The sequence below is a fragment of the Streptomyces alfalfae genome (genome assembly GCF_004127445.1).
In the GTDB taxonomy this organism is placed as follows: domain Bacteria; phylum Actinomycetota; class Actinomycetes; order Streptomycetales; family Streptomycetaceae; genus Streptomyces; species Streptomyces alfalfae.
In genome coordinates this window covers 109,243-132,922 of the sequence record NZ_QEXM01000037.1, presented here as the reverse complement: position 1 = coordinate 132,922, position 23,680 = coordinate 109,243, and the positions used below count along the sequence as shown (strand labels likewise).

At 74.2% G+C, this 23,680-nt stretch carries 21 protein-coding genes and 1 pseudogene; 10 read left to right on the top strand and 12 right to left on the bottom strand.

The window, feature by feature from the left end:
• Positions 1 to 19 precede the first annotated feature (19 nt).
• Entirely contained in the window at positions 20 to 865 is an 846-nt protein-coding gene (locus DCW30_RS15685; protein ID WP_076689628.1) for an SDR family oxidoreductase, read from the bottom strand.
• Positions 866 to 999: 134 nt separating this feature from the next.
• A complete protein-coding gene (locus tag DCW30_RS15680; RefSeq protein WP_076687455.1) occupies positions 1,000 to 1,395 on the bottom strand; it encodes a rhodanese-like domain-containing protein in 396 nt (131 codons plus the stop codon).
• Positions 1,396 to 1,464: 69 nt separating this feature from the next.
• Between DCW30_RS15680 and DCW30_RS15675 the strand changes: the two are divergent.
• Positions 1,465 to 1,551, top strand: a pseudogene (locus tag DCW30_RS15675) (Lrp/AsnC family transcriptional regulator); the annotation flags it as partial.
• 12 nt (positions 1,552 to 1,563) lie between these two features.
• On the opposite strand, the gene DCW30_RS15670 reads toward DCW30_RS15675, so the two are convergent.
• The 3 genes from DCW30_RS15670 to DCW30_RS15660 form a co-directional block, all read right to left on the bottom strand.
• Positions 1,564 to 4,623 (bottom strand): AAA family ATPase, encoded by a 3,060-nt coding sequence (locus DCW30_RS15670; protein ID WP_076687454.1) that lies wholly within the window; start codon positions 4,621 to 4,623, stop codon positions 1,564 to 1,566.
• Entirely contained in the window at positions 4,620 to 5,783 is a 1,164-nt protein-coding gene (locus tag DCW30_RS15665; protein WP_076687453.1) for an exonuclease SbcCD subunit D, read from the bottom strand. The genes DCW30_RS15670 and DCW30_RS15665 overlap by 4 nt, the downstream gene beginning before the upstream one ends.
• Positions 5,784 to 5,877: 94 nt before the next feature.
• Positions 5,878 to 6,504: a YigZ family protein gene (locus tag DCW30_RS15660; RefSeq protein ID WP_076687452.1), complete on the bottom strand. Its 627-nt coding sequence runs from the start codon at positions 6,502 to 6,504 to the stop codon at positions 5,878 to 5,880.
• A 161-nt stretch (positions 6,505 to 6,665) separates the two neighbouring features.
• Here DCW30_RS15660 and DCW30_RS15655 point away from each other — a divergent pair, with 161 nt between their 5' ends.
• Positions 6,666 to 7,334: a 4'-phosphopantetheinyl transferase family protein gene (locus DCW30_RS15655; RefSeq protein WP_076689626.1), complete on the top strand. Its 669-nt coding sequence runs from the start codon at positions 6,666 to 6,668 to the stop codon at positions 7,332 to 7,334.
• Here the strand turns inward: DCW30_RS15655 and DCW30_RS15650 are convergent.
• From DCW30_RS15650 to DCW30_RS15640, 3 genes are all read right to left on the bottom strand, one after another.
• Complete coding sequence (locus DCW30_RS15650; protein WP_076687451.1) at positions 7,318 to 8,982, bottom strand: amidohydrolase; 1,665 nt, start codon at positions 8,980 to 8,982, stop codon at positions 7,318 to 7,320. The genes DCW30_RS15655 and DCW30_RS15650 overlap by 17 nt on opposite strands.
• Positions 8,983 to 9,051: 69 nt before the next feature.
• On the bottom strand, positions 9,052 to 10,527 hold the full coding sequence (locus DCW30_RS15645; protein ID WP_076687450.1) for an APC family permease: 1,476 nt from the start codon (positions 10,525 to 10,527) through the stop codon (positions 9,052 to 9,054).
• Positions 10,524 to 11,207 carry a thiaminase II/PqqC family protein gene (locus DCW30_RS15640; protein WP_076687449.1) on the bottom strand — a complete coding sequence of 228 codons (684 nt, stop codon included), beginning with the start codon at positions 11,205 to 11,207 and terminating at the stop codon, positions 10,524 to 10,526. Before DCW30_RS15640 ends, DCW30_RS15645 begins: the two co-directional genes overlap by 4 nt.
• Before the next feature lie 149 nt (positions 11,208 to 11,356).
• Between DCW30_RS15640 and DCW30_RS15635 the strand changes: the two genes are divergently transcribed.
• Positions 11,357 to 11,812, top strand: coding sequence for a tellurite resistance TerB family protein (locus DCW30_RS15635; RefSeq protein WP_062776123.1), 456 nt, complete (start codon positions 11,357 to 11,359; stop codon positions 11,810 to 11,812).
• A 60-nt stretch (positions 11,813 to 11,872) separates the two neighbouring features.
• Here the strand turns inward: DCW30_RS15635 and DCW30_RS15630 are convergent, their stop codons facing one another.
• On the bottom strand, positions 11,873 to 12,805 hold the full coding sequence (locus DCW30_RS15630; RefSeq protein WP_076687448.1) for a M56 family metallopeptidase: 933 nt from the start codon (positions 12,803 to 12,805) through the stop codon (positions 11,873 to 11,875).
• 22 nt (positions 12,806 to 12,827) lie between these two features.
• A complete protein-coding gene (locus tag DCW30_RS15625) occupies positions 12,828 to 13,238 on the bottom strand; it encodes a BlaI/MecI/CopY family transcriptional regulator (protein WP_076687447.1) in 411 nt (136 codons plus the stop codon).
• Positions 13,239 to 13,390: 152 nt separating this feature from the next.
• On the opposite strand from DCW30_RS15625, the gene DCW30_RS15620 reads away from it, so the two are divergent.
• Positions 13,391 to 13,966, top strand: coding sequence for a TerD family protein (locus DCW30_RS15620; RefSeq protein WP_076687446.1), 576 nt, complete (start codon positions 13,391 to 13,393; stop codon positions 13,964 to 13,966).
• A 52-nt stretch (positions 13,967 to 14,018) separates the two neighbouring features.
• A complete protein-coding gene (locus DCW30_RS15615; RefSeq protein ID WP_076687445.1) occupies positions 14,019 to 14,429 on the top strand; it encodes a CoA-binding protein in 411 nt (136 codons plus the stop codon).
• 13 nt (positions 14,430 to 14,442) lie between these two features.
• Here the strand turns inward: DCW30_RS15615 and DCW30_RS15610 are convergent, their stop codons facing one another.
• Entirely contained in the window at positions 14,443 to 15,504 is a 1,062-nt protein-coding gene (locus DCW30_RS15610) for a PucR family transcriptional regulator (RefSeq protein ID WP_076687444.1), read from the bottom strand.
• A gap of 80 nt (positions 15,505 to 15,584) precedes the next feature.
• On the opposite strand from DCW30_RS15610, the gene DCW30_RS15605 reads away from it, so the two are divergent.
• Positions 15,585 to 16,469 carry an AAA family ATPase gene (locus DCW30_RS15605; protein ID WP_076687443.1) on the top strand — a complete coding sequence of 295 codons (885 nt, stop codon included), beginning with the start codon at positions 15,585 to 15,587 and terminating at the stop codon, positions 16,467 to 16,469.
• Complete coding sequence (locus DCW30_RS15600; protein WP_076687442.1) at positions 16,466 to 17,848, top strand: vWA domain-containing protein; 1,383 nt, start codon at positions 16,466 to 16,468, stop codon at positions 17,846 to 17,848. Before DCW30_RS15605 ends, DCW30_RS15600 begins: the two co-directional genes overlap by 4 nt.
• A gap of 27 nt (positions 17,849 to 17,875) precedes the next feature.
• Here DCW30_RS15600 and DCW30_RS15595 read toward each other — a convergent pair whose 3' ends face one another.
• Positions 17,876 to 18,532, bottom strand: coding sequence for an HhH-GDP family DNA glycosylase (locus tag DCW30_RS15595; protein WP_076687441.1), 657 nt, complete (start codon positions 18,530 to 18,532; stop codon positions 17,876 to 17,878).
• Between the two features lie 168 nt (positions 18,533 to 18,700).
• Here DCW30_RS15595 and DCW30_RS15590 point away from each other — a divergent pair, with 168 nt between their 5' ends.
• From DCW30_RS15590 to DCW30_RS15580, 3 genes are all read left to right on the top strand, one after another.
• Complete coding sequence (locus tag DCW30_RS15590) at positions 18,701 to 19,954, top strand: ATP-grasp domain-containing protein (protein ID WP_237283594.1); 1,254 nt, start codon at positions 18,701 to 18,703, stop codon at positions 19,952 to 19,954.
• Between the two features lie 86 nt (positions 19,955 to 20,040).
• Positions 20,041 to 22,077, top strand: a complete 2,037-nt coding sequence (locus DCW30_RS15585; protein WP_076687439.1) for a CocE/NonD family hydrolase — start codon at positions 20,041 to 20,043, stop codon at positions 22,075 to 22,077.
• A gap of 38 nt (positions 22,078 to 22,115) precedes the next feature.
• On the top strand, positions 22,116 to 23,672 hold the full coding sequence (locus DCW30_RS15580) for an FAD-dependent oxidoreductase (protein ID WP_076687438.1): 1,557 nt from the start codon (positions 22,116 to 22,118) through the stop codon (positions 23,670 to 23,672).
• Positions 23,673 to 23,680 lie beyond the last annotated feature (8 nt).

Here is a 23,680-nt window from a genome sequence, read left to right as displayed (position 1 = left end):
GTGCGCCGGCGGCTCCCGTTCAGTGCCGGAAGCCGCCCTCGGAGTCGATGACCTGGCCGGTGATCCACTCGGCCTCGTCGGTGGCGAGCCAGGCGATGAGCCGGGCCGGGTCGTCGGGCATCCCCCAGCGGCCCGCCGGGGACATGGCCTCGACCTGGGCGTAGGCGTCGCCCGTGAGGTAGCCGGTGTCGACGGGGCCGGGGTTGACGGTGTTCACGGTGACGGCGAGGTCGGCGAAGGTGGTCGCGAGCGAGCGGGTGGCCGAGGCGAGGGCGCCCTTCTGGAGGGCGTAGGCGATCTCGTCCGGCATGCCGCCCGCGGTGTCCTGCCCGGACGTCATCATGACGACGCGGCCTCCGGGCGACCGGGGCGGCAGCTCGGCCCGCAGCCGGGCGTACGCCTGGACGAGCAGGATCACCGACCGCGTGTCGACCGCCCAGTGCGCGTCGAGCACGGCCGCGTCGATCGCGTCGAGCGTCCCGTCGCTGCCGCTCAGGGCGTGGTTGGCGACCAGGACGTCGATCCGCCCGCCGAGCGCCCGGGCGGCGGTGTCGATCAGCGCGGCGGGGACGTGGGGTTCGGAGAGGTCTCCGGGCCCCGCGCAGACCGCGGCGTCCGGATCACCGGCCGCGGCACGCACTCCGTCGACGACGTCCTCGATCCGGTCGGCGCCCCAGGGCATCGCGGCGTCGTGCGGCACATGGTGGTGCAGATAGACCCCGGCCCCGTACGCGACGAGCCGCCGGGCCACGGCATACCCGATGCCGCCGCGCCGGCTGGCCCCGGTGACGAGCGCGGTCCTCCCCCGCAGGGGGAGCGGGTCGCGGCGGAGCTGGGCGGGGGTGGGAGGTGGCAGCTGTGGCATGCGGCCCATGATGGGGTGCCGGGACGGCGTCGCGCACGCCATTTCGGGACGGGGAGCGAGGGGCTGGCCGACGGTTCGGGGACGCGCCGCGGGGGTCGCTCCCCGGCGGCGGACCTCGGCGGAGTCGGCGGCCGTCAGCAGCCGCAGTCCGCCGCGTCGACCGGGGCCGTGAACGGGTCGGCGGGGCGTCGCTCCCTGCCCCGCCAGGTCTCGAAGGCGAAGCCTTCCCGCACCCAGTACTCGAAGCCGCCCAGCATCTCCTTGACCCGGAAGCCGCGCTGGGCGAGGGCGAGGGCGGCGCGGGTCGCGCCGTTGCAGCCGGGGCCCCAGCAGTAGGTGACCACCGGCGTCGACGGGTCGAGGAGTTCCGTCGCCTGCTCGGGGATGAGCGCGGTGGGCAGGTGGATCGCGCCCGGTACGCGGCCCTGGTCCCAGGACGCCGTCGAGCGGGTGTCGATCACGACGAAGCCCGGGTCGCCGTCGACGGCGAGCGCGGACGCCACATCGGAGACATCGGCATGGAAGGCCAGGCTCGCGCCGAAGTGGGCGGCGGCCGCCGCCGGCGACGCCGCACCGAAAGACCCCGCGCTGACCTGCGTGTTCGTGGCCGGATCGGCGCCCTCGGCTCCGTGACGACGAGCGTCGTCTACTCCTCTCCCCTGCCGAGGCGCCCCCTGGGCCGCTGAGCCCGCTCCCCCTCAGCCCCCGCCCCGCTGCCGCACGGACGAACCGGCGCGGCCCTTCACGACCTCCAACTGCGCGTGAACCCGCCGCCGCAGGTCGGCGACATGGCTGACGATGCCCACGCTGCGGTCCCGCTCGCGCAGGGAGTCCAGGACGTCCAGGACCTCGTCCAGGGTCTGGTCGTCGAGGCTCCCGAAGCCCTCGTCGATGAAGAGCGTGTCGAGCCGTACGCCGCCCGCCTCGTCCGTGACCACGTCGGCGAGGCCGAGCGCGAGCGCCAGCGAGGCGAAGAACGTCTCACCGCCCGAGAGCGTCGCCGTGTCGCGCTCGCGGCCCGTCCACGCGTCGACCACGTGCAGCCCGAGGCCCGAACGGCCGCGCCCCGTGCGGTCGTCGGAGTGCACGAGGGTGTAGCGCCCCGAGGACATCCGCCGCAGCCGCACCGTGGCCGCCGCCGCGACCTGTTCGAGCCGGGCGGCGAGCACGTACGACTCCAGGCGCATCCTGCGTTCGTTCTCCGCCGATGTGCCCGCCGTGAGGCCCGCGAGCCGCGCCACCCGGTCGTACGCGGCGCGCAGCGGCGCCAGTTCGCGGCTCGCCGCGGCCGTGCGGGCGGAGAGCCGGTCCAGCTCGGCGCAGCGCCGCGCCGCCGCGTCGCACGCGGACCCCGCGGCCCGCAGGCGTCGTCCCGCGTCCTCGGCAGCCGCCCGCGCGGCCGCCAGGTCCACGGCGGGCCGCTCGGCGGCGGCCACGGTCTCCGGCTCGGCGAGGACGGAGCGCACCGCGGCCTCCTCGTTCCGCCAGGCGTCGATGCGGTGCTGGACCTCGCGGTACCGCACGTCGTCGAGCAGGGCGGCGGCAGCGGCGGCGGGCGTGTCGAAACCGGCGCGGAAGGCCGCGTCGGACAGCCGCGCGTCCGCGTCCTTCAGACGCTCGGCGGTGTCGTCGGCCGCGCGCGCGGCTTCGGCGGCCTCGGTGAGCAGCGCGGCTTGCCGCTCCAGTTGCGCGGCGCGGTCGGCGACGCTGCCGGCCGTCCCGCGCGCGCGGGTCAACTCCCGCTCCAGGCCCTCCTGCTCGCGGTCGAGGGCGTCCCGCAGGGTGGTCCGCGAGGCGGCCCTCCGCGCGGCCTCCTGCTGACCGGCGAGCCTGCGCTCGTACTCGCGCTCGGCCCGCGCGAGTGCTTCCCGTGCCGCGTGCAGCCCGGAGGCCTGGTCCCTGGCCTCGGTGTGGGCGCGGCGCAACGCGTCGACGGCGGCGGCCAGTTCATCCGCCGCGGGGTCCTCGTCCGCGTCGGCCTCGCCCCCCTGCCCGCCGCGCGCGGCGGCGGCCTGGGCGGCGAGCGCCTCTCGTACGTCACCCAGGGCGCGCTCAGCGGCGGTGCGGGACTCCTCGGCGGCCCGGTGGGCGGCCAGGGCCGCCTCCTCGGCGCCGCGGTCCACGTGCCCGGCGCCCTTGCGCGCGGGGGCGGGGTGCTCCGTCGCCCCGCAGACCGCGCAGGGTGCGCCGTCCATCAGGTGCGCGGCCAGCTCCGCCGCGATGCCGTTGAGGCGCTGCTCCTTGAGGTCGAGCCAGCGCTCGTGGGTGGCGGTGGCGTGCTCGCGGGCGGCGAGGGCGCGCTCCCGCGCGGCCGTCGCGTCCCGGGTGAGCCGGTCGCGGCGCCGGGCCGCGTCGAGCCGGGCCTGGGCGGGTTCCAGGCGCCCGGCGAGACGCTCGGCGTGGGTCACGGCCTCCTGGGAGGTGGCCATGCGTTCCTGGAGGGCGGTGCGGGTGGTCTCCCAGCCGTCGAGCCACGCCGTCGCGTCCTGCAACAGCTCGTCGTCGGCGCGTTCCTGGCGGTCGAGGGACGCGCGCTCCTCCGCGATGCCGGCGAGCCGTCGCTCGGCGCGGCGGGCGGACGCGAGGCCGCCCAGCTCCTCGGCGGCCTTGCGCGCGGCGGCGGCGAGCCCGGCCGCCCCGGAAGCCGCGAACGTCCCGGGCAGCAGGGCACGCGTGCGTGACTCCTCGCGCGCGGCAGCGCGGTGCTCCGCCTCGGCCGCGTCGCGCAGGTCGAGCGCGGGCGCGACCGTCTCGGCCTTGCGGGCGCGCTCCAGGCGCCGCTCCCACTCGCGCAGCTCGTCCTCGCGCGCGTGCAGCCGTGCCGCGCGCTCCCGAGCCTCGGCGAACCGGCCCTGGAGCCGGTCGAGGTCGCGCGCCTCGGCGAACCGGCGGTCGGCCGCGGCCTGCGCGGACTCCGCGGCCGTGAGCGCGCACCGCGCGATGGTGAGGCGCTCCCGGGCGTCCGCGCGGGCGACGGCCGCCCAGGCGAGGACCTCCGCCGCGAGGCCGGGGTCGCCGGGCGCGAGGTCCGGCAGCGGCGGCCCGGTGCCCCCGCCGTCGTCCGCGGCGGCCTGCTGCATGCGGTGCGCGTCCGCCATGAGGGCCGCGTCGCCCGCCTTGACCTCGGCTTCCGTGGCGCGCCGCTGCTCGGCGAGGCGCTGCTCGACGGCGGCGAAGCGGTGGGTGTCGAAGAGCCGTCCGAGGAGTTTGCCGCGGGCCTCCGCGTCCGCCCGCAGGAAGCGCGCGAAGTCGCCCTGGGGCAGGAGCACGACCTGGCAGAACTGCTCCTTGCTCATGCCGAGCAGCTGGGTGATCTCCTCACCGATCTCCTGGTGGGAGCGGCTGAGGTCCTTCCAGGCTCCGTCCGCGCCGGGTCCCGGCCCGCTCTCGTACTCGCGCAGCCAGCTCTGCGCCTTCTCCGTGGTCGTGCCCGTCCCGCGCTTCTTGGGGCGCTCCCAGGGCGGCTGCCGGGTGATCTCCAGGCGGCGCCCCGCGACGGTCAGTTCCAGGCGGACCTCGGTGCGCGCGCCCGAGCGTGCGTGGTCGCTGCGCAGGGTCATGCCCTGCTTGCCGCCCTGCCGCTCGCCCGGCACCGATCCGTACAGCGCGAAGCAGACGGCGTCGAGGACGGAGGTCTTGCCCGCCCCCGTCGGGCCGTGCAGCAGGAAGAGCCCGGCGGCGGAGAGGTCGTCGAAGTCGATGTCCTGCGGGTCGCCGAAGGGCCCGAAGGCGGTGAGGCGGAGCCGGTGGAGTCTCATCGGGCGACCTCGCGCAGCGTGTCCTGAGTGCGGACCGCGTCGAAGGCCGAGCGCAGCACGTCCCGCTCGGCCTCGTCGGGGCCCGCCCCGCGCACGTGGACGACGAAGTCGTCGGCGATCTGCTCGTCGCTGCGGCCCTTCAGGCGCTGGGCGTAGGAGACGTCCGGGTCGTCGGGTGCCCGGTCGGGGTCGAAGACGAGGCTGAGCGTGTGCGGGAAGCGCGCGCAGAGCCTGGCCATGGGGTCGTCGGGCCGGAGAGCGTCGGTGAGGGTGGCCTCGACCCACGCCGTCTCGTGCCGGTCGAGCGCCGGGTCCTCCAGGAGCTCGTCCAGGGTGCCCCTGATGCGGGCCAGCGCGCGCGGCACCGGGCAGTCGACGCGCTCGGCCTCGATCTCCCCTTCGGGGCCGATGTCGACGAGCCACATGGTCTTGCGGTGGTCGGCCTCGGAGAAGGAGTACGGCAGCGGGGAGCCGGAGTAGCGCACGCGCGTGCCGAGCGTCTGGCTGCCGTGGAGGTGGCCGAGGGCCACGTAGTCCACGCCGTCGAAGACCTCCGAGGGCACCGCCGCGACCCCGCCGACCGTGATGTCCCGCTCGCTGTCGCTGATCGTGCCGCCGCTGACGAAGGCGTGGGCGAGGACGACGGAGCGGGTGCCGGGCGCGCGGGTGGCGAGATCGGCGCGGACGCGGTCCATGGCGGCGCCGATGACCGCCTCGTGACCGGCCTTCGCCACGCCGAACTCGTCCTTGACCAGGGCCGGTTCGAGATAGGGCAGGCCGTAGAAGGCCACGTCCCCGTGGGCGTCGGCGAGGATCACGGGCCGGTCGCAGGCGGCGGGGTCGGTGCGCAGATGGATGCCCGCGCGGTCGATGAGCCCGGCGCCGACACCGAGGCGCCGCGCCGAGTCGTGGTTCCCGGAGATCATCACCGTGGGCGCCCCGAGGTCGGCGAGCCGGTGCAGCGCGTCGTCGAACAGCTCGACCGCGGCGAGGGGCGGCACCGCCCTGTCGTACACGTCGCCGGCCACCACGACGGCGTCGACGCCGCGCTCGCGGACGGTCGACACCAGGTGGCCGATGAAGGCGGCCTGGGCGTCCAGCATGTTCACGCGGTGGAACGAGCGGCCCAGGTGCCAGTCGGACGTGTGCAGCAGCCTCATGATCCCCGAGACTAACGGGCGGGTCGGACATCACGGGCGGCTACCGCCGTATCCGCTCTCGACCGGGCCCCCGCTTCCCCGGGGGCACCGCGCGTCAGGCGTCTCCGTACGCCTCTCCGCCGAGTTCGAACTCCGCGGCGCCCGCGGTGACATCGGCGAGCCAGCCGCGGAAGGCGTCCACGTCGGCGTCGGGCAGGCCGATCTCGATCGTGACCGCGTCGCCGTAGCGGACGTCGCGCACCTCACGTCCCGCCGTGCGCAGATCGTTCTGCACCCGGCCCGCGCGCTGGTGGTCGACGGTGACCGTGGCGAGGCGGAAACGGCGGCGGGTGACGGTGCCGAGGGCGTCGAGCGCCTCGCCGACCGCGCCCCCGTAGGCACGGATGAGGCCGCCCGCGCCGAGCTTGACGCCGCCGTAATAGCGGGTCACGACCGCCACGACGTACCGCATGTCGCGGCGCGTCAGCATCTGGAGCATCGGCACACCCGCGGTGCCGCCGGGCTCGCCGTCGTCGCTCGCCTTCTGCACCGCCGCGTCGGCCCCGATCACGTACGCGAAGCAGTTGTGCGAGGCCGTCGGGTGCTCCTTGCGGACGCGGGCCACGAAGTCCTGCGCCTCCCGCTCGGTGGCCGCGGGCGCCAGGGCGCACAGGAAGCGCGAGCGGTTGATCTCGGTCTCGTGCACGCCCTCACGGGCCACTGTGCGGTACTCGTCCTGCATCACGCCAGCGTATGCGCTTCACCCTCCCCTCCCGAACCCCGGCGGCCGGGGCTCCGGAGTACGGGTATCTGCTACGCGCGCGTGCCGCCCGCCCGGTACGGTGATCTCTCGTGACGTCACCCTCGATATCCGTGCGCCGGGTCCCTGAGTCCGCCGGGCCCCTGGCTTCCCTGCTCGCCTCCGTGCCCGTCACCGTCGAAGAGACCCATGACGACCCCGCCGACGCCGTCCTCTTCCCCGAGGAGGAGGCGGTGGTGGCGAACGCCGTGGCCAAGCGGCGCAACGAATTCACCACCGTCCGGCACTGCGCCAGGGCCGCTTTGTCCCGCATCGGGGTGCCGCCCGCGCCGATCCTGCCGGGGCAGCGGGGCGCGCCGCGCTGGCCTGCCGGCGTCGTCGGCAGCATGACCCACTGCGCCGGGTACCGCGCGGCGGTCGTGGCCCGCGCCGACCAGGTCGTCTCGCTCGGCGTCGACGCGGAGCCCGGCGAGCCGCTGCGCGACCCCGGGGTCCTGGACCTGGTCGCCGACGAGACGGAGCGTGCCGCGCTCGCGGCGCTCGGCGCCCGGCAGCCGGCCACGCCGTGGGACCGGCTGCTGTTCAGCGCCAAGGAGTCCGTCTACAAGACGTGGTTCCCCCTCACCGGCCGCTGGCTCGGCTTCGAGGAGGCGCGGGTGGACCTCGCGGCCGACGGGACGTTCACCGCGCGGCTGCTCGTCGAGGGCCCGGTGGTGGAGGGCGTCGAGGTGAAGGTGTTCTCCGGCCGGTGGGTCGTGCGCGACGGCATCGCGGCCACGGCGATCGTCCTGCCGGTCACGACGCGTACGTAGGGTCCGCGGACCGTCCCTCCGCAGACGTGCCCGCCCGCGCCCGGTGGGTGGCACGGCCGCCCAGCCAGGTGCCGAGCACGCGCGCGTGGCGGATCTCCATCGGATCGCCCGCGCGCGGATCGGCGGAGAGCAGGACCAGGTCGGCGGGGGCGTCCGGGGCGAGGGACAGCCGCTCGTCGGCGCCCGCCTGATGGGCGACGCCCGTGGTGGCCGCCGTCAGCGCCTCCTCGACGGTGAGCCGCTGCCGGGGAATCCAGCCTCCGCGCGGCTCCCCCGCGAACGTGCGCCGGGTGACGGCGACTTGGACGCCCTCCAGCGGGAGGTGCGAGCTGACGGGCCAGTCGCTGCCGAAGGAGAGGCGCACGCCGTCCCGTGCCAGCTCCCCCATGGGGTACTGCAGCTCCGCCCGGTGCGCGCCGATGCGCGGGATGGACAGTTCGGTCTGGACCGGGTCGGGCTGGGCCCAGAGCGGTTCGAAGTTGGCGATGACGCCGAGCGCGGCGAACCGGGGCAGGTCGGCGGGGTCCACCACCTGCACGTGCGTGATCACCGGGCGTCGGTCCCAGGGCGGGTTGGCGCGCAGCGCGGCCTCGATCGCGTCGAGCGAGGCGCGCACGCCGGCGTCGCCGATCGCGTGGATGTGCGTCTTGAAGCCCGCCGCGTCGAAGGCGCACACGGCTTCGGCGAGTGCGCCCGGTTCCCAGACGGGCATGCCGCAGCTGTGCGGCGCGTCGACGTAGGGGGCGAGCATCGCGGCCGTGCCGCCCTCGACGACGCCGTCGCTGAAGAACTTCACCGTCCGTGCGGTCAGCAGCTCGCCGCCCTCGGCGGCCACGCGCGCCCGGGTGTCGGCGAACGGGCCGAGCTGGTGGGGCCAGCGGTCGGGGTCGGCGCGCTGGGCGAGGTCGACGCGGACGGTCAGCGCGCCGGCGCGGACGGCCGACAGATAGGCGTCGGCCATCTCCGGCTCGACCCAGGCGTCCTGGACCCAGGTGACGCCCGCGCGCGCGTACGCGTGCCCGGCCCTGCGCACGGCTTCGACGAGTTCGTCCACCGCGCGTGCGGGCACCTGGTCGAGCACGAGGTCGCAGGCGTGCCATTCGCGCAGTGTGCCGAGCGGGGTGCCGTCGGGGCGGCGCACGACGGTGCCGAGCCGCGGTTCCGGGGTGGACCGCGTCACGCCCGCTCTGCGCAGCGCCTCGGTGTTGCACCACACCGTGTGGTAGTCGTGGGCGCGCAGGACGACCGGGCGGTCGGGGACGGCGGCGTCCAGCCAGCGGGCGTCGAACTCGCCGCCGGGCGCGAGCGCCGGGTCGTAGGAGGCGCCGACGATCCACTCGGCCCCGGGGTGCTCATCGGCCCACCGCCGGACCTCGGCGACGATCGCGGCCACCGAGTCGAGCTGCTTGACCTGCGGGCCGAAGCTCTCCAGACCGCCGAAGAGCGGGTGAGCGTGGCCGTCGCCGAAGGCGGCCATCAGGAGCCCGTCGCCGATGTCGACGACCTCGTCGGCGGTCGGGGCGAGGCCGCGGGCGTCGTCGCCGAGGGCGAGAATCCGGCCGTCGCGCACGGCGAGCGCCGTGCTGTCGCCGTGGGCGCCGCTGCCGGTGCGGACCGGCCCGAGAAAGACCAGGGTCGTCGAGGTCATGCCGTCGGTTCCTCCTTGCGCTCACGGGTGGGGCAGGGGTGCGCGATGCGGGTGCGGTGGGTGAGGGCATCAGCCTCGCTCGGCGTCCACCGAGGTCAGACGCTCGTACGCGGCCGGGTCGCGCTGTTCCCTCCGCAGGGCGACGATCGCCCCCGTCGCGAAGAGGACCGGCAGCGGTGCGATCAGGGCGGCGTTCACCGCGCGGGAGGCGCCGGTGAGCAGATCGAGGTCGGCGCAGACCAGGACGCTCATCACCGTGAGCCCCGCGCAGGCCACGAGGGGCGCGGCGACCACCCGCCAGGCCGGCATCGCCCGCCGGTCGCGGCGGAAGAAGCCGTACACCGCGAGGGCGGCCAGCGCCTGCATGAGCATCACGCCGAGGATGCCGGAGCCGCTGCTCCACAGGAACGTGACGGTGTAGGGGTCGGCCCCGGCGAGCGCCGTCACGACGAGCACGGCCAGGGCGAGCAGCGACTGCAGGGCCACGGCGGCGGCCGGGGCCCGCGTGCGCGCGGAGACGGCGCCGAGTCGGGCCGGGAGCAGGCCCTCCCTGCCGAGGGCGTAGAAGTAGCGGGCGGCGCCGTTGTGGAAGGCGAGGGTGGCCGCGAAGGCGCTGGTGATGATCAGCACGTGCATGGCGTCGGCGGTCCAGGCCCCGGCGAGGCGTTCGGTGGCCGCGAAGACCATGTCGGCGCCGCCGTCGCCGTTCGCGACCCGCTGGGCGCGGTCGGCTCCGTACGCGCTGATGATCATCCAGACGGTGAAGGTGTAGAAGAGGGCGAGGAAGGCCACGGCGACGCAGGTCGCGCGGGGGACGGTCCGCTCCGGGCGGCGTGCCTCCTCGGCGTAGATCGCCGTCGCCTCGAACCCGATGAAGGCGCCGATCGCGAGGACGAGCATGCCGCCGACGCCGGAGTCGCCGAGGTGCGCCGGCGAGAGCGCCGTCAGCTCGATGCCCCGCGGGCCGCCGCCGTGGGCGAGGACGCCCGCTTCGAAGACGAGCAGGACCAGGACTTCGAGGACCAGTGCGACGCCGAGGACCTTGGCGCTGAGGGTCACCTTGAGGTAGCCGAGCACGCCGATGGCGACGAGCCCGGCGGACGCCCACACCCACCAGGGCACAGACACGCCGGTGAGGTCCCCGAAGCCGGACTCGGTGAACCATCCGAAGGCGGCGAGCAGCCCGACCTCGATGGCGTTGTACGAGAAGAGCGCCACGTAGGCGGAGCCCGCTCCCGTCACCCGTCCGAGGCCCCGGCCGATGTACGCGGAGAAGGCTCCCGCGTCGCGCACGAAGCGGCTCATCGCCGTGAACCCGGCGGCGAAGACGACGAGGAGCAGCCCGGAGAGCAGATAGCCGAGGGGCGCCGCGCTGCCCGCCATCGCGATGGCCAGGGGAGCCACCCCTGCCATGACGGTCAGGGGCGCGGCGGCCGCCACGACGAAGAAGACCAGGTCACCGGTGCCGACGGCGCCGTCGCTGAGGCCGGGGCCCGCGCCGCGGCCGGGGCGGGTCGCGGGGGTGGCCGGGCGGGCGTCGCTCAATGGCCCCGCACCGCCTCGTCGCCGCTCGCGAGCGTCGCCCAGAACATCTCTTCGTAAGCCTGCACGAGGCGTCCGTAGCGCAGGTGCGCCGCCGTGACGCGCCGGCGGTCGAGGCCGGCCTGTACGGCGGCGAGCGCCTGCCGGTCCAGCTCGGGGGCGGGCTCGGCGAACAGGTCGAAGAAGCCGCGGGCCTCGTCCGCGAGGCCGTAGCGTTCGCGCAGCGCGCGGGAGATCACCGCGCAGCACGCTCCCCAGGACGCGAAGTTGGCGGTGAGGGCGATGACGGCGTCGGCCGGTTCGGCGTTCAGCGCGAGCCAGGCCGCGTACGCGGGGTAGGCCTGGCAGCCGGCCCGCGGTTCGTAGGTCGCGCTCTCGGCGGCGGTGACGCCGAGGACGTCGAGCAGCGGGACGAGCCGCTGCTCCGCGAGGGACTCGCCGTCCGCGAGGGTCTGGAAGAAGGCGGCGGACTCCGGGTCCTTGCTCTTGGCCGCGCGCTCGGCGAGGTGCTGGAAGGAGCGCCGGTCGGCGGGGATGACGTGCCACTGCTCGAGGGCGAGCACGGCGAGTGTGCGCGGCGCCGCCGTGCCGTCGGCGACGCGGGGGACGAGTGGATTCGTTCCTGGGTCGAGGGCGAGGCGGGCGGCCGTGGCCCGCATGAGCTCTTGTGCCGTCGGCGTCATCGCGCGCACCTTCCGCTGGGCGGGAACTTCTCGGTTCGACTGCTAGTTTCTACAGTGCTGTAGAAATTGCCGTGATCACCGGCCCCGCACCGCGTGGGCCGTGGACCGCGCCAGCACCCCTGACACACCGATAGTTTATGGAGTTCTCCATGGCCCTGTGGGATCGCCTCAAGGAATCCGCGTCGACGATGCAGACCCAGCTGATGGCGAAGAAGAATGACCTGAAGAGCGGCGCGTTCCGCGACGCCAGCATGGCCATGTGCGCCCTGGTGGCCGCCGCCGACGGCAGCGTCGACCCCTCGGAGCGCCGACGCGTCGCCCAGCTCATCGGGACGAACGAAGTCCTGCAGAACTTCCCCGCCGACGACCTCCGCCGCCGCTTCGAGGGGTACGTGGACCAGCTCACCGCCGACTTCGCGTTCGGCAAGGTGAGCGTCATGCAGGAGGTAGCCAAGGCGAAGAAGAAGCCCGCGGAGGCCCGCGCGGTCGTCCAGATCGGCATCATCATCGGCGGCGCCGACGGCGACTTCGACAAGGACGAGCAGGCCGTCGTGCGCGAGGCGTGCTTCACGCTCGACCTGCCGCCGCACGAGTTCGACCTGTAGCCGGGGGGACGGCCGCGGCGCTTTCAGGGCCCGTGTCACGCCGCAGGCCCCGAGGGGCGCCTAGAGCGGCGTGGCCGCCCGCAGGATGAGGACCATCGTGACCGCGGAGTTCGCCGAGGACATCGCGGACACGGCGGTGCCGAAGGCCGCGCACCACAGCGCGAGCCCCATCGAGGTGAAGACCGAGGGGCGGATGCGGGCGGCGGGCGCCGGGGCGAGCAGCGCGGCGACGCGGCGCGGCACCGGCCCCGGCGCCGCGAGCCCCGCGAGGGTCGGCGCGGGCACGCCCCGGGAGACCAGGGCGGCCTTGCCGATCGCACGGGCCACGGTCCGCCGGTCCCTGACGGCGCGGGCCGCGCTCTCGTCGGCCCACCGCTCGGCGGTGAAGGCGACGGAGGTGCGCAGCGGCCGCAGGAAGGGGTTGGCGCGGGCCGCGAGCTGCGTGATGAGCAGGTGCCGGTGGTGCCGCGCGGTCAGATGGGCCCGCTCATGGGCGAAGAGCGCGCGCCGCTCGGGCGCCGTGAGCTCGGCCAGCATGCCGCTGGTGACGACGACGCGGCCGCCGTCGCGCGAGGGCAGGGCGTAGGCGTACGACGCCTCGTCGGCGAGCACGGCGACGGAGGTGCCGCGCAGCCCCGTCAGGGCCCGGTGCGCCCGTCGGCGTACGCGCGCGTGCCGCCACAGCAGGCGGGCGCACGCCGCGCAGACGGCGAGCAGGGCGGGGATGGCCGCCCGCCCGGCGATCTCGTCGTAGGGGACGGCGGCCCGCACCTCGGGGTCGGACCAGCCGTCCGGCAGCGGGTTGCCGGGGAGCTGGGCGGTGCCGACGACCATGAGCAGCGCCAGGCAGAGCGTGCTGCACACGGCCATGACACCGGCGACGGCGGTGAGCACGCGCGTGGCGGCGCGCGGGTGCAGATGCTGCTCGGCGAGGCGGGCGACCGGCCACGCGGTCAGCGGCAGCACCAGCGGCAGGAAGACGAAGACGCCCATCGAAGAAAACCCCTTTCGGGCGTCAGTCGTCCGCTTCGGCGTCCGCCCGGCCGAGCAGGTCGCGCAGGAGCTGCTCGTCGTCGGGCGTCAGCGTGGTGACGAAGCTGGCGAGGACCGCCTCGCGGTCGCTCTCGCCGTCGAGCACCTTGCGCATGCGGAAGGCGGCGAGTCCGGCCTCGTCGGAGGCGGAGGACCAGGCGAAGGAGCGGCCCGCGCGCTCCCGGGTCACCACGTCCTTGGCGAGCAGGCGGGTCAGGATGGTCATCACCGTCGTATAGGCGAGGTCACCGCCTATCCGCTCCTGCACCCAGGCGGCGCTGACCGGCCCGGGCGCGGCGCGCAGCGCGGCGAGCACCTGCTGCTCCAGTTCGCCCTGCGCGCGGCGGCGCAGCCGGGGCTGCCCCTCTTCGTGCTCGTCGTCGTGATGCTTCATGCCCGGCTCCCTCCAGCCTCGTCACGCTCCGCGGGGAGCGCCACATCGTAACGGGCCGCCATCGGACAACCGACTTCTACAGTCCTGTAGATTTTACTGGACCGGTTCATTCGGCACCCCTGTCTTCAGTACCCCTATCTCAGGAGGACATCATGGGAGTTTCCCTGGCCAAGGGCGGCAACGTCTCGCTCAGCAAGGAGGCCCCCGGCCTCACCGCCGTACTGGTCGGTCTGGGCTGGGACGTGCGCACCACGACCGGCACCGACTACGACCTGGACGCCAGCGCGCTGCTCTGCGACGCGTCGGGCAAGGTCCTCTCGGACCAGCACTTCATCTTCTACAACAACCTGACGAGCCCGGACGGCTCGGTCGAGCACACCGGCGACAACCTCACCGGCGAGGGCGAGGGCGACGACGAGGCGGTGAAGGTGAACCTCGCGCAGGTGCCCGCCGACATCGACAAGATCGTCTTCCCGGTCTCCATCCACGACGCCGAGAACCGCGGCCAGAGCTTCGGCCAGGTCCGCAACGCCTTCATCCGCGTGGTGAACCAGGCGGACAACGCCGAGATCGCGCGCTACGACCTCTCCGAGGACGCCTCGACGGAGACCGCCATGGTCTTCGGCGAGCTCTACCGGCACGGTGCGGAGTGGAAATTCCGCGCGGTCGGCCAGGGTTATGCCAGCGGGCTGCGCGGCATCGCGTCGGACTTCGGCGTGAACGTCTGACCGGCGGGCGGCCCCGCGGCCGGCCGGCCGCACTTCACCGAGGAGGCAGGGCATGTACGGCGACCAGGAGACGGTACACAGGATCCTGACGGAGCACGGGGACACCTGGGCGGTCGTGGGCCTGTCCGAGAACCGCGAGCGCGCGGCGTACGGCGTCGCGGACGTCCTGCGGCGCTTCGGCAAGCGCGTCGTGCCGATCCACCCCAAGTCCCCCACGGTCCACGGCGAGCAGGGGTATCCGTCCCTGGCCGCCGTGCCGTTCCAGGTCGACGTGGTCGACGTCTTCGTCAACAGTGCCCTGGCGGGCCAGGTCGCCGACGAGGCGGTGGCGGCCGGCGCCGCGGCCGTCTGGTTCCAGCTCGGCGTGATCGACGAGGCGGCGTACGCGCGTACGCGCGCGGCCGGCCTGGACATGGTCATGGACCGCTGCCCGGCCATCGAGATCCCGCGCCTCGGCCGCTAGGGCGACCCGGCCGCTAGAACTGCGTGTCGGGCCAGTCGAGCAGGCGCGCCCCGATGACCGCCGTCTGCAGCGTGTAACGGTGCACGGGATCGGCCGGGTTGGCGCCCGTGAGCTTGTGGATGCGCTCCAGGCGGTAGGTCAGCGCGCGCACGCTCAGGGCCAGGGCGCGGGCCGTCTCCGCGGCGACACAGCCCGAGTCGAAGTACGCGGTGAGCGTGTCCAGGAGCGGCCCGGCCCCGCCGCGGGCCTCCCGCAGCGGACCCAGCGTGTGCAGCACCAGCTCGGCCATGGCCTGCCGGTCGCGGGTGAGCACGGGGTAGACGAGCAGGTCCGCGGCGCGCAGCACGGGGGCGTCGAGTTCCAGCCGCTCCGCGAGGTCCAGCGCGCCCAGCGCCTCCTCGTAGGACTGGACGACTCCCCCGGGGCCCGGCCGAGGGCGGCCGATGGCGACGCGGCAGTCGTCGGTGGCGGCGTAGGCCTGCTTGGCGAAGAAGGTGAGCACCTCGGCCTGGTCGCCCGGCGCGACGCAGACCAGGCGGCCGTCCTTGGTGGTGAGCAGGATGCTCCGGTCGCCGAACCTGCCGATCAGGGCACGCTCCACCTCGCGGGGGACGGCGTGGCCTTCCTCGTAGCCGTGCCGGTCCTGCGCGACGGCGACCGCGTGTTCGTAGGACAGACGCAGGCCGAAGCGTTCCGCGCGCTCGGCGAGCAGGCCGAGGTCGCTGCGCCCGTACAGCAGGTCGTCGATGAACTCCCGCCGCGCCGCCTCCTCTTGGCGCACCGCCAGGCGCTGGGCGCGTTCGTAGCCCTCGGCGAGGGCGTCGACCGCCTGCTCCGCCGCGGCGAGGACGCTGTCGGCGGCGTCCGGCCGCCCGTGCGGCCAGTGGTCGCGGGTCGCCGCCAGATGGGCGCCCACCAGGGCGCGCAGGCCGTGCCCCGCGTCGGCCGCCCGCTCCCCCAGGGCTCGCCGCGACTCCAGCTCCTCGCGGGTCAGCCTGCGGCCCGTGCGGGAGGCCGCGGCGAGGATGTCGGCATAGCCGTCGAGGTAGTCGTCCGGTATGCCGTGCCCCGCCATGTTCGCCCCGGTGTCTCGTTGGATCGTCGCCGCCCTATCCTGACACCCACCGCCTCCTGACCCCCGTTTGGAGCCCCGCCATGACGTCCGAGCCCCCGGCGACCGGATACTTCACGTCGGTCGACGACGTCGCGGCCCGCCTCGCCGGCACCGGGTATCTCGCCTCCCCCGCGGTCGCCACCACCGTCTTCCTCGCCGACCGGCTCGGCAAGCCGCTGCTCGTGGAGGGCCCGGCGGGCGTCGGCAAGACGGAGCTGGCGAAGGCCGTCGCCGAGGTCGCGGGCGCCCGCCTGGTCAGACTCCAGTGCTACGAGGGCGTCGACGAGTCCCGCGCGCTCTACGAGTGGAACCACGCCAAGCAGTTGCTCCGCATCACCGCGGGGCGCGACGAGTCGTGGGACGAGACGCGCACCGACATCTTCACCGAGGAGTTCCTGCTCGCGCGCCCGCTGCTCACCGCGATCCGCGGCGACGAGCCGAAGGTGCTGCTGATCGACGAGACGGACAAGGCGGACGTCGAGGTCGAGGGCCTGCTCCTCGAAGTGCTCAGCGACTTCCAGGTGACGGTGCCCGAGCTGGGCACGATCGGCGCGGAGCGCCGCCCGTTCGTGGTCCTCACCTCCAACGCCGGCCGTGAGCTGTCCGAGGCGCTGCGCCGCCGCTGCCTGTTCCTGCACATCGGCTTCCCCGACGAGGAGCTGGAGCGCCGCATCGTCCGGATGAAGGTGCCCGGCCTGGACGAGGCGCTCGCCGCGTCGGTGGTGCGGGTGGTGGGGGCGCTGCGCGCGATGGACCTGCGCAAAACGCCCTCGGTCGCGGAGACCATCGACTGGGCGCGCACGCTGCTCGCCCTCGGCGCGGACACCCTGGACGAGGGCGTCGTGCGCGACAGCCTCGGCGTCGTCCTCAAGCACCAGGACGACGTGCTGAAGGCGACCGCAAAGCTGGACCTGGACACCGTGTGACCACCGGGGAAGGCGGTCTTCCCGGGCGTCTCACCGGCCTGGTGGCGGCGCTGCGTTCGCACGGTCTGCGCTTCGGCCCCGGGGAGACCGTCGACGCCGCGGAGGCGCTGCGGGCACTCGGCCTGGACGACCGGGAGCGGGTCAGGGAGGGCCTGGCCGCCGCCCTGCTGCACCAGCAGGGCCAGCGGGCGGTCTTCGACCCCGTCTTCGACCTGTACTTCCCGTCGGCCATCGGCGCTCCCGGCGGCGAGGCGGACCGGGGCGCCCCGCCGGACCGCGAGGCGCTGCGCGAGCGCCTGGTCGCCGCGCTGGCGGCCGATGACCGAGCGCTCCTGGACCGGTTGGCGGCCGAGGCCGTCGACGGCTTCGGCGGGTACGGCTCGGGGCAGGGGGGCTCCGACGGCTGGTCCTCGTACCAGACCCTGGACCGGCTGCGGCCCGAGACGCTCCTCGCGCGCGTGCTCGCCGCCCTGCGCGCGGAATCCGGTGAGGACGCCGCGTTCACGGACCGTCTGGAGGCCGACGAGATCCGGCGCCGCATCGAGGGCTTCCGCGAGCGGGTCGGCGCGGAGGCGCGCCGCCGGGTCGCCGAGCGGCGCGGCCCCGAGGAGATCGCCCGCCGCGCCGTGGTGACCACCGCCGACCGGATCGACTTCCTGGTGGCGGGCCGCGCCCAGCTGGAGGAGCTGCGCAGGACCGTGCACCCGTTGGCCCGCAAGCTCGCCGCCCGTCTGGCCGCCCGCCGCAGACGGGCCGCGCACGGCTCCATCGACCTGCGCAGGACGTTGCGCGGCTCCCTGTCCACCGGTGGGGTGCCGATGCGGCCCGTGCTGCGCCGCCGCCGTCCCGGCCGCCCGGAGCTGGTGCTGCTCTGCGACGTGTCCGGTTCGGTGGCCGGCTTCGCGAACTTCACGATGCTGCTGGTGCAGGCGCTGCACGACCAGTTCAGCAAGGTGCGCGTGTTCGCGTTCGTCAACCGTGTCGACGAGGTGACCGGGCTGCTCGGGCACGGGACGGCGGACCCGGCGGCCCTCGCCGCCCGCATCGCCCGCGAGGCCGCGGTCACGGGCCGGCACGGCAGCAGCGACTACGGCACCGCGCTGGGTGAGTTCGCCGAGCGGTATCTCGACGCGGTCGGCCCGCGCTCCACGGTCTTCGTGCTCGGTGACGCCCGGACGAACATGAGCGACCCCAACCTCCCGGCGCTGCGGCGCGTCACCGAGCGGGCCCGCCGGGTGTACTGGCTCAACCCCGAGCCGCGCTCGCAGTGGTCGACCGGGGACTCGGCGGCGCACGCGTACGCCGAACTGGCCGAGATGCACGAGTGCCGCACCGCACGCCGGCTCAGCTCGCTGATCGCCCGGCTGCTCCCGGTCTGAACCGGCCGGCCGCCTCGGCCGGCCACCTCACAGGTCGTCCGCCGTGCGCTTGTCCAAGGACGCCCTGACCAGCGCGGCCGAGAGGACCGCGGGCTCCGCCTTCCCCGCGAGCCGCAGCAGCTCGTCCGGGTCGTCCGGGAGCCCGAGCCGCCGCGCCCCGTCCAGGGCCTTGTCACCGAAGTAGGGCCCCACCCCCGGCCACACCCGCTGTACCTCGCGCAGGAAGATGGCGGCGCCCGTCGGGCCGAGCCCCGGCACCTTCTGCAGGCTCTTGGCCAGCGCCTGCGCGTCGCCGCCCGCCTCGTCCCGCATCCGGCGCAGATCGCCGCCGTAGTCCCGCTGGACGAGCCGCGCGCCGTCGCCGAGCCGCGTGGCGGTGCTCTCGTCGTAGCGCCGGTAGCCGCCCCGGCCCAGCGCGTCGACGCGTTCCTGCCAGGTGGCCCCCGCCATGCGCCGGGGATCGCGCATCCCGGCGTCGAACAGCTCCCTGGCCGCGCCCACCGCCGCACTGCCGCGGATCGGCGCGCTCAGCAGGACGGCGAGGACCAGCAGCTCGTACAGCGGCTGTGGCGTGTCCCGCAGCCGGATGCCGGCCTCCTCGGCGTAGGTGCGGCCCTCGGCGTCGAGAAGCGCTTTGACCAGGGCCTTTCCCCCGTCACGTGGTCCGTCGCCTCGGGCGGTCATGGTGCTCCTTCCGGTCGGATGGATTCCGCTTACCCAGGATGGCCGACGTGTGCGCCGACGGCCTGCGGGTACTCAGCCGCCTTGACGCCGTCTAGCGAAGGAGCATTTGTGTCAGCGCGCCAGAAGAACGTCTTCGTCATCGGACTGGACGAGGCGAACCTGCCGGCGATGAGGGACATACCGGACGCGGCGGACTATCGGTTCCACCCGCTGCTCACGATCGAGGAGCTGCAGGGCGGCGAGGTCTCCGTACCGGACCTCATGGCCAAGGCGGAGAAGATCCTCGACGCCTTCGACGGCAACATCGACGCGATCGTCGGCTACTGGGACTTTCCCGTCAGCACGCTGGTGGCCATGCTCGGCGACCGCTACGGCACCCGCAGCACCAGCCTGGAGTCGGTCGTCAAGTGCGAGCACAAGTACTGGAGCCGTCTCGAACAGCAGAAGGTGATCGACGAGCACCCGCGCTTCGGCCGGGTGGACCTGGAGGCGGCGGACCCGCGACCCCCGGAGGGCGTGCGCTACCCCATGTGGCTCAAGCCGGCGCTCTCGTACTCCTCGAAGCTGGCCTACAGCGTCCGGGACCCGGACGAGTTCCGGGCGGCCGTGGCCAAGATCAAGGACGGGATCGGCCTGGTCGGCCGGCCGTTCGAGCACATCATGGACCGCGTCGAGGTCCCCGAGGAGATGGCGGGCGTCGGCGCGCAGGTCTGCCTCGCCGAGGAGGCGCTCTCCGGCATCCAGGTCGCCGTGGAGGGTTACGTCCACCGGGGTGAGGTCACCGTCTACGGCGTCCTCGACTCCATCAACTATCCGGACTCCTCCTGCTTCCTCCGCCACCAGTACCCCTCCACGCTGCCGGAGCCGGTGGTGCGCCGTCTGCACGACGTCTCCGAGCGGGTGATACGGCAGATCGGGATGGACTCCGCGACCTTCAGCATCGAGTACTTCTACGACCCGGGCAACGACGAGCTGAACCTCTTGGAGATCAACCCGCGGCACTCGCAGGCCCACGCCGAGCTCTTCGCGTTCGTGGACGGCGTCCCCAACCACCACTGCATGGTCAGCCTCGCCTTCGACGAGGACCCCGCCTTCCCGCACGGCAAGGGCCCGTGCGCGACCTCCGCGAAGTGGTACTACCGCTGGTTCTCCGACGGCGTGGTGCACGACGTGCCCACCCGTGAGGAGATCGACCGCATCGAGCGCGAGATCGGGGACGTGCGCATCGAGGTCCTGGTCGAGGAGGGCCAGCGGCTCTCCGACGGCGGCCACCAGGACAGCTACAGCTTTGAACTCGCCCACATCTCCACCGGGGGCGACAGTGAGGAGGAGCTACGGAGCAAGTACGACCGGTGCGTCGCGGCCCTCGGCCTCACCTTCGACGAGACGGAGCCGGGCGGGCGCGACCTCACCAACGACTGACGGACCAACGACCGACAGACCGACGCCGCAGCAGCACGAACCGCCGGACCCGGCGGAACAGTCGACCGAGAGGATGGCACGGCCACATGCGTTACGTGGGCAATCTCCCGTACGCGACCAAAGAGGAAGAACACGTCGTCGTCCCGATGTCCGACGGCACCCGTCTGTCGGCGCGCGTCTGGCGCCCGACGTCCTCGGACGACGCGCCCGTCCCGGCCGTCCTGGAGTACATCCCGTACCGCAAGCGTGATCTGAGTTCCGTGCGCGACTCGATCCACCACCCCTACATCGCGGGACACGGCTACGCGTGCGTGCGCGTGGACGTGCGCGGCACGGGAGAGTCCGAAGGTGTGCTCAAGGACGAGTACCTGGAGCAGGAGCAGGCCGACGCCGAGGAGGTGCTCGCCTGGCTGGCGGAGCAGCCCTGGTGCGACGGGTCCACCGGGATGATGGGCATCTCCTGGGGTGCGTTCGCCGCGCTCCAGGTCGCCGCCCGTCGGCCGCCGAACCTGAAGGCGATCGTGATCTCCTCGTTCACGGACGACCGGTACGCCGACGACATGCACTACATGGGCGGCGCGATGCTGTCCGACAACCTCGCCGAGGCCGGCACCATGTTCGCCTACGGCACCTGCCCGCCCGACCCGGCCGTGGTCGGCGACCGCTGGCGCGACATGTGGCACGAGCGCATGGAGGGCACCCGCCCCTGGGTCCTCGAATGGCTGCGTCACCAGCGCCGCGACGCGTACTGGAAGCACGCCTCGGTCTGCGAGAACTACCGGGACGTACGCTGCCCCGTCCTCGCCTCCAGCGGCTGGGCCGACGGCTACTCCAACGCCGTGACCCGGCTGCTCGGCAACCTCGACGTGCCGCGCAAGGGCCTCGTCGGCCCCTGGTCGCACAAGTATCCGCACCTGGGCGAGCCGGGCCCCGCCATCGGCTACCTCCAGGAGGTGGTCCGCTGGTGGGACCACTGGCTCAAGGGCGAGGACAACGGCGTCATGGAGGGCCCCATGCTGCGGGCCTGGATGCAGGACAGCGTGCCGCCCTCGACCTCCTACGAGGAGCGCCCGGGACGCTGGGTCGGCGAACCGGAGTGGCCCTCGCCGCACATCAAGGAGATCTCCCACCCCCTGCTGCGCCACCGCATCGCCCGGCAGGGCGAGGTGCCGGAACCGGCGGAGCCCGGCGCGGCCATGACCGTGCAGTCACCGCTGTCGGTCGGCCAGTTCGCCGGGAAGTGGGCCTCCTACAACGCGCCGCCCGACCTCCCCTACGACCAGCGGGAGGAGGACGGCGGCTCGCTGGTCTTCGACTCGCCCGAACTGACCGAGGCGGTGGAGATCCTCGGCTCGCCCTCCGTCGACCTCGACCTGTCCGTCAGCGAGCCGGTGGCCACGGTCGCCGCCCGCCTCTCCGACGTCGCCCCCGACGGCCGGACCACGCGCGTGACGTACGGCGTGCTCAACCTGACCCGCAGGGACGGCACCGGCGAGCCCGAACCGCTGGAGCCCGGAAAGCGCTACCGCGCGACGCTCCAGCTCAACGGCGTGGCCCAGTCGTTCCCGCCCGGCCACCGCATCCGCCTGTCCCTGTCCACGTCGTACTGGCCGCTGGCCTGGCCGCCGCCCCGCCCCGTCCTGCTCAGCGTGTACGAGGGCACCAGCGCGCTGCGGCTGCCGGTGCGCCCCGTCGCCGAGCCCGACAACGCGCCGCAGCGCCCCTTCGAGGAGCCGGAGGGCGCGGAGCCGCTGGCCACGACCCGGCTGACGCCGCCGGACCAGCGCTGGGAGGTCCGGCGCGACCTGGTCACCTACGACTCCGCCCTGGAGATCGTGAAGGACCGGGGCACCGTGCGCTTCGAGGAGATCGGCCTCGACGTCGGCTGCCGCGCCTTCGAGCGGTACACCTCCACCGGGGAGGACTTCACCTCGGTGGGCGGCGAGTCGGCCTGGACGATGACGTTCAAGCGGGACGACTGGGACGTGCGCGTGGAGACCCGCACGGTGCTGCGGTGCGACGAGGACGACTTCCTCGTCGACGCCACGCTCGACGGCTACGAGGGCGAGCGGCGCGTCTTCTCCCGCACATGGAACGAGACAGTGCCCCGCGACTGGCTCTGACGGAGCCCCCGAGAACCCCCGACACCAAGGAGATCCCCATGTCTGGCTCGCCCCCCACTCCGGCCGGTCCACTGCCGGGCCGCCCCGAGTCGTACTGGATGGACACCACCCCGGCGACGTCCTACGCGCCCCTGGCCGAGGACATCGAGGTGGACGTCGCCGTGGTCGGCGGCGGCATCGCGGGGCTCAGCACGGCGTGGGAGGCGGCCCGCAGGGGCCGGACCGTGGCCGTCCTGGAAGCCGACCGCGTCGCCGCCGGGGTGACCGGCTACACCACCGCGAAGCTGTCCTCGCTGCACTCCCTCGTCTACGAGCAGCTCCGCAGCACCCGGGGGCCCGAGGCCGCCCGTCTGTACGCGCGGTCGCAGCAGGAGGCGGTGGAGCGGGTGGCCGCCATCAGCACCGAGATCGGCGTGGACTGCCGTCTCGAACGGGCGCCCGCGTACACGTACACCGTCCTCCCCGAGCGGAGGGACGAGCTGCGGGCCGAGGCCGCCGCCGCCGCGGAGGCCGGTCTTCCGGCGGAGTACACCGAGGCCACCGGCCTGCCCTTCGACGTCGCGGGCGCGGTGCGGGTGGCGGACCAGGCGCAGTTCCATCCCCGCGAGTACCTGCTCGCGCTCGCCGAGGACCTGCGCGCGCGGGGCGGGGTCGTCCACGAGCGCACCCGGGTGACCGGCCTGGAAGAGGGCGCCCCCTGCCGGGTGACGGCCGAGTCGGGGCACACGGTCACCGCGAAGGCGGTCGTCGTCGCGACCCACTACCCCGTCTTCGACCGGGCGCTGCTCTTCGCCCGCCTCTCCGCCAACCGGGAACTCGTCGTCGCCGCGCCGCTGGCCGCGGGGCGGGACCCGCGGGGCATGTACATCACCCAGGACGAGGGCAAGCGTTCGGTGCGCACCGCTCCGTACGGGGACGGCGGGCGGCTGCTGATCGTGACGGGTGAGGGCTTCACGCCCGGCACCGGCGACGCCGCGGCCGGGTTCCGGGCCCTGGACGCGTGGATGCGGGAGCGCTTCGACGTCGGCGGGACGGTCTACCGCTGGGCCGCTCAGGACAACTCCGTCACCGACGGCGTGCCCATGGTGGGCCCCTTCCACCCCGGTGCCCGCAACACGTACGTGGCCACGGGGTTCGGCGGCTGGGGCATGAGCGGCGGCGTCATGGCGGGCACGCTCCTCTCCGGGCTGATCGACGGGGAGAAGTCCCCCTGGTCCGACCTGTACGACCCGCGCCGGCTGCTGAGCACCGTGCGGGAGGCTCCGGCGCTGCTCGGCCAGCAGGCGGAGGTGGCGAAGCACTTCGTCGGGGACCGCCTCAAGTCCTCCCACGTGGACTCCGTGGACGAGATCCCCGCCGGTTCGGGAGCGGTGGTGCGGGTCGAGGGGAGCCGCTGCGCGGTCCACCGTGACGAGGACGGCGCGCTGCACGCCGTCTCCGCGCGCTGCACCCACCTCGGCTGCCTGGTCGCCTTCAACGAGGCGGAGACCACGTGGGAGTGCCCCTGCCACGGCTCCCGCTTCGCCACCGACGGCTCGGTGCTGCAAGGACCCGCGACCCGCCCCCTGGAGCGCAGGGAGCTGCCCGGCTCCTGAATGGCACG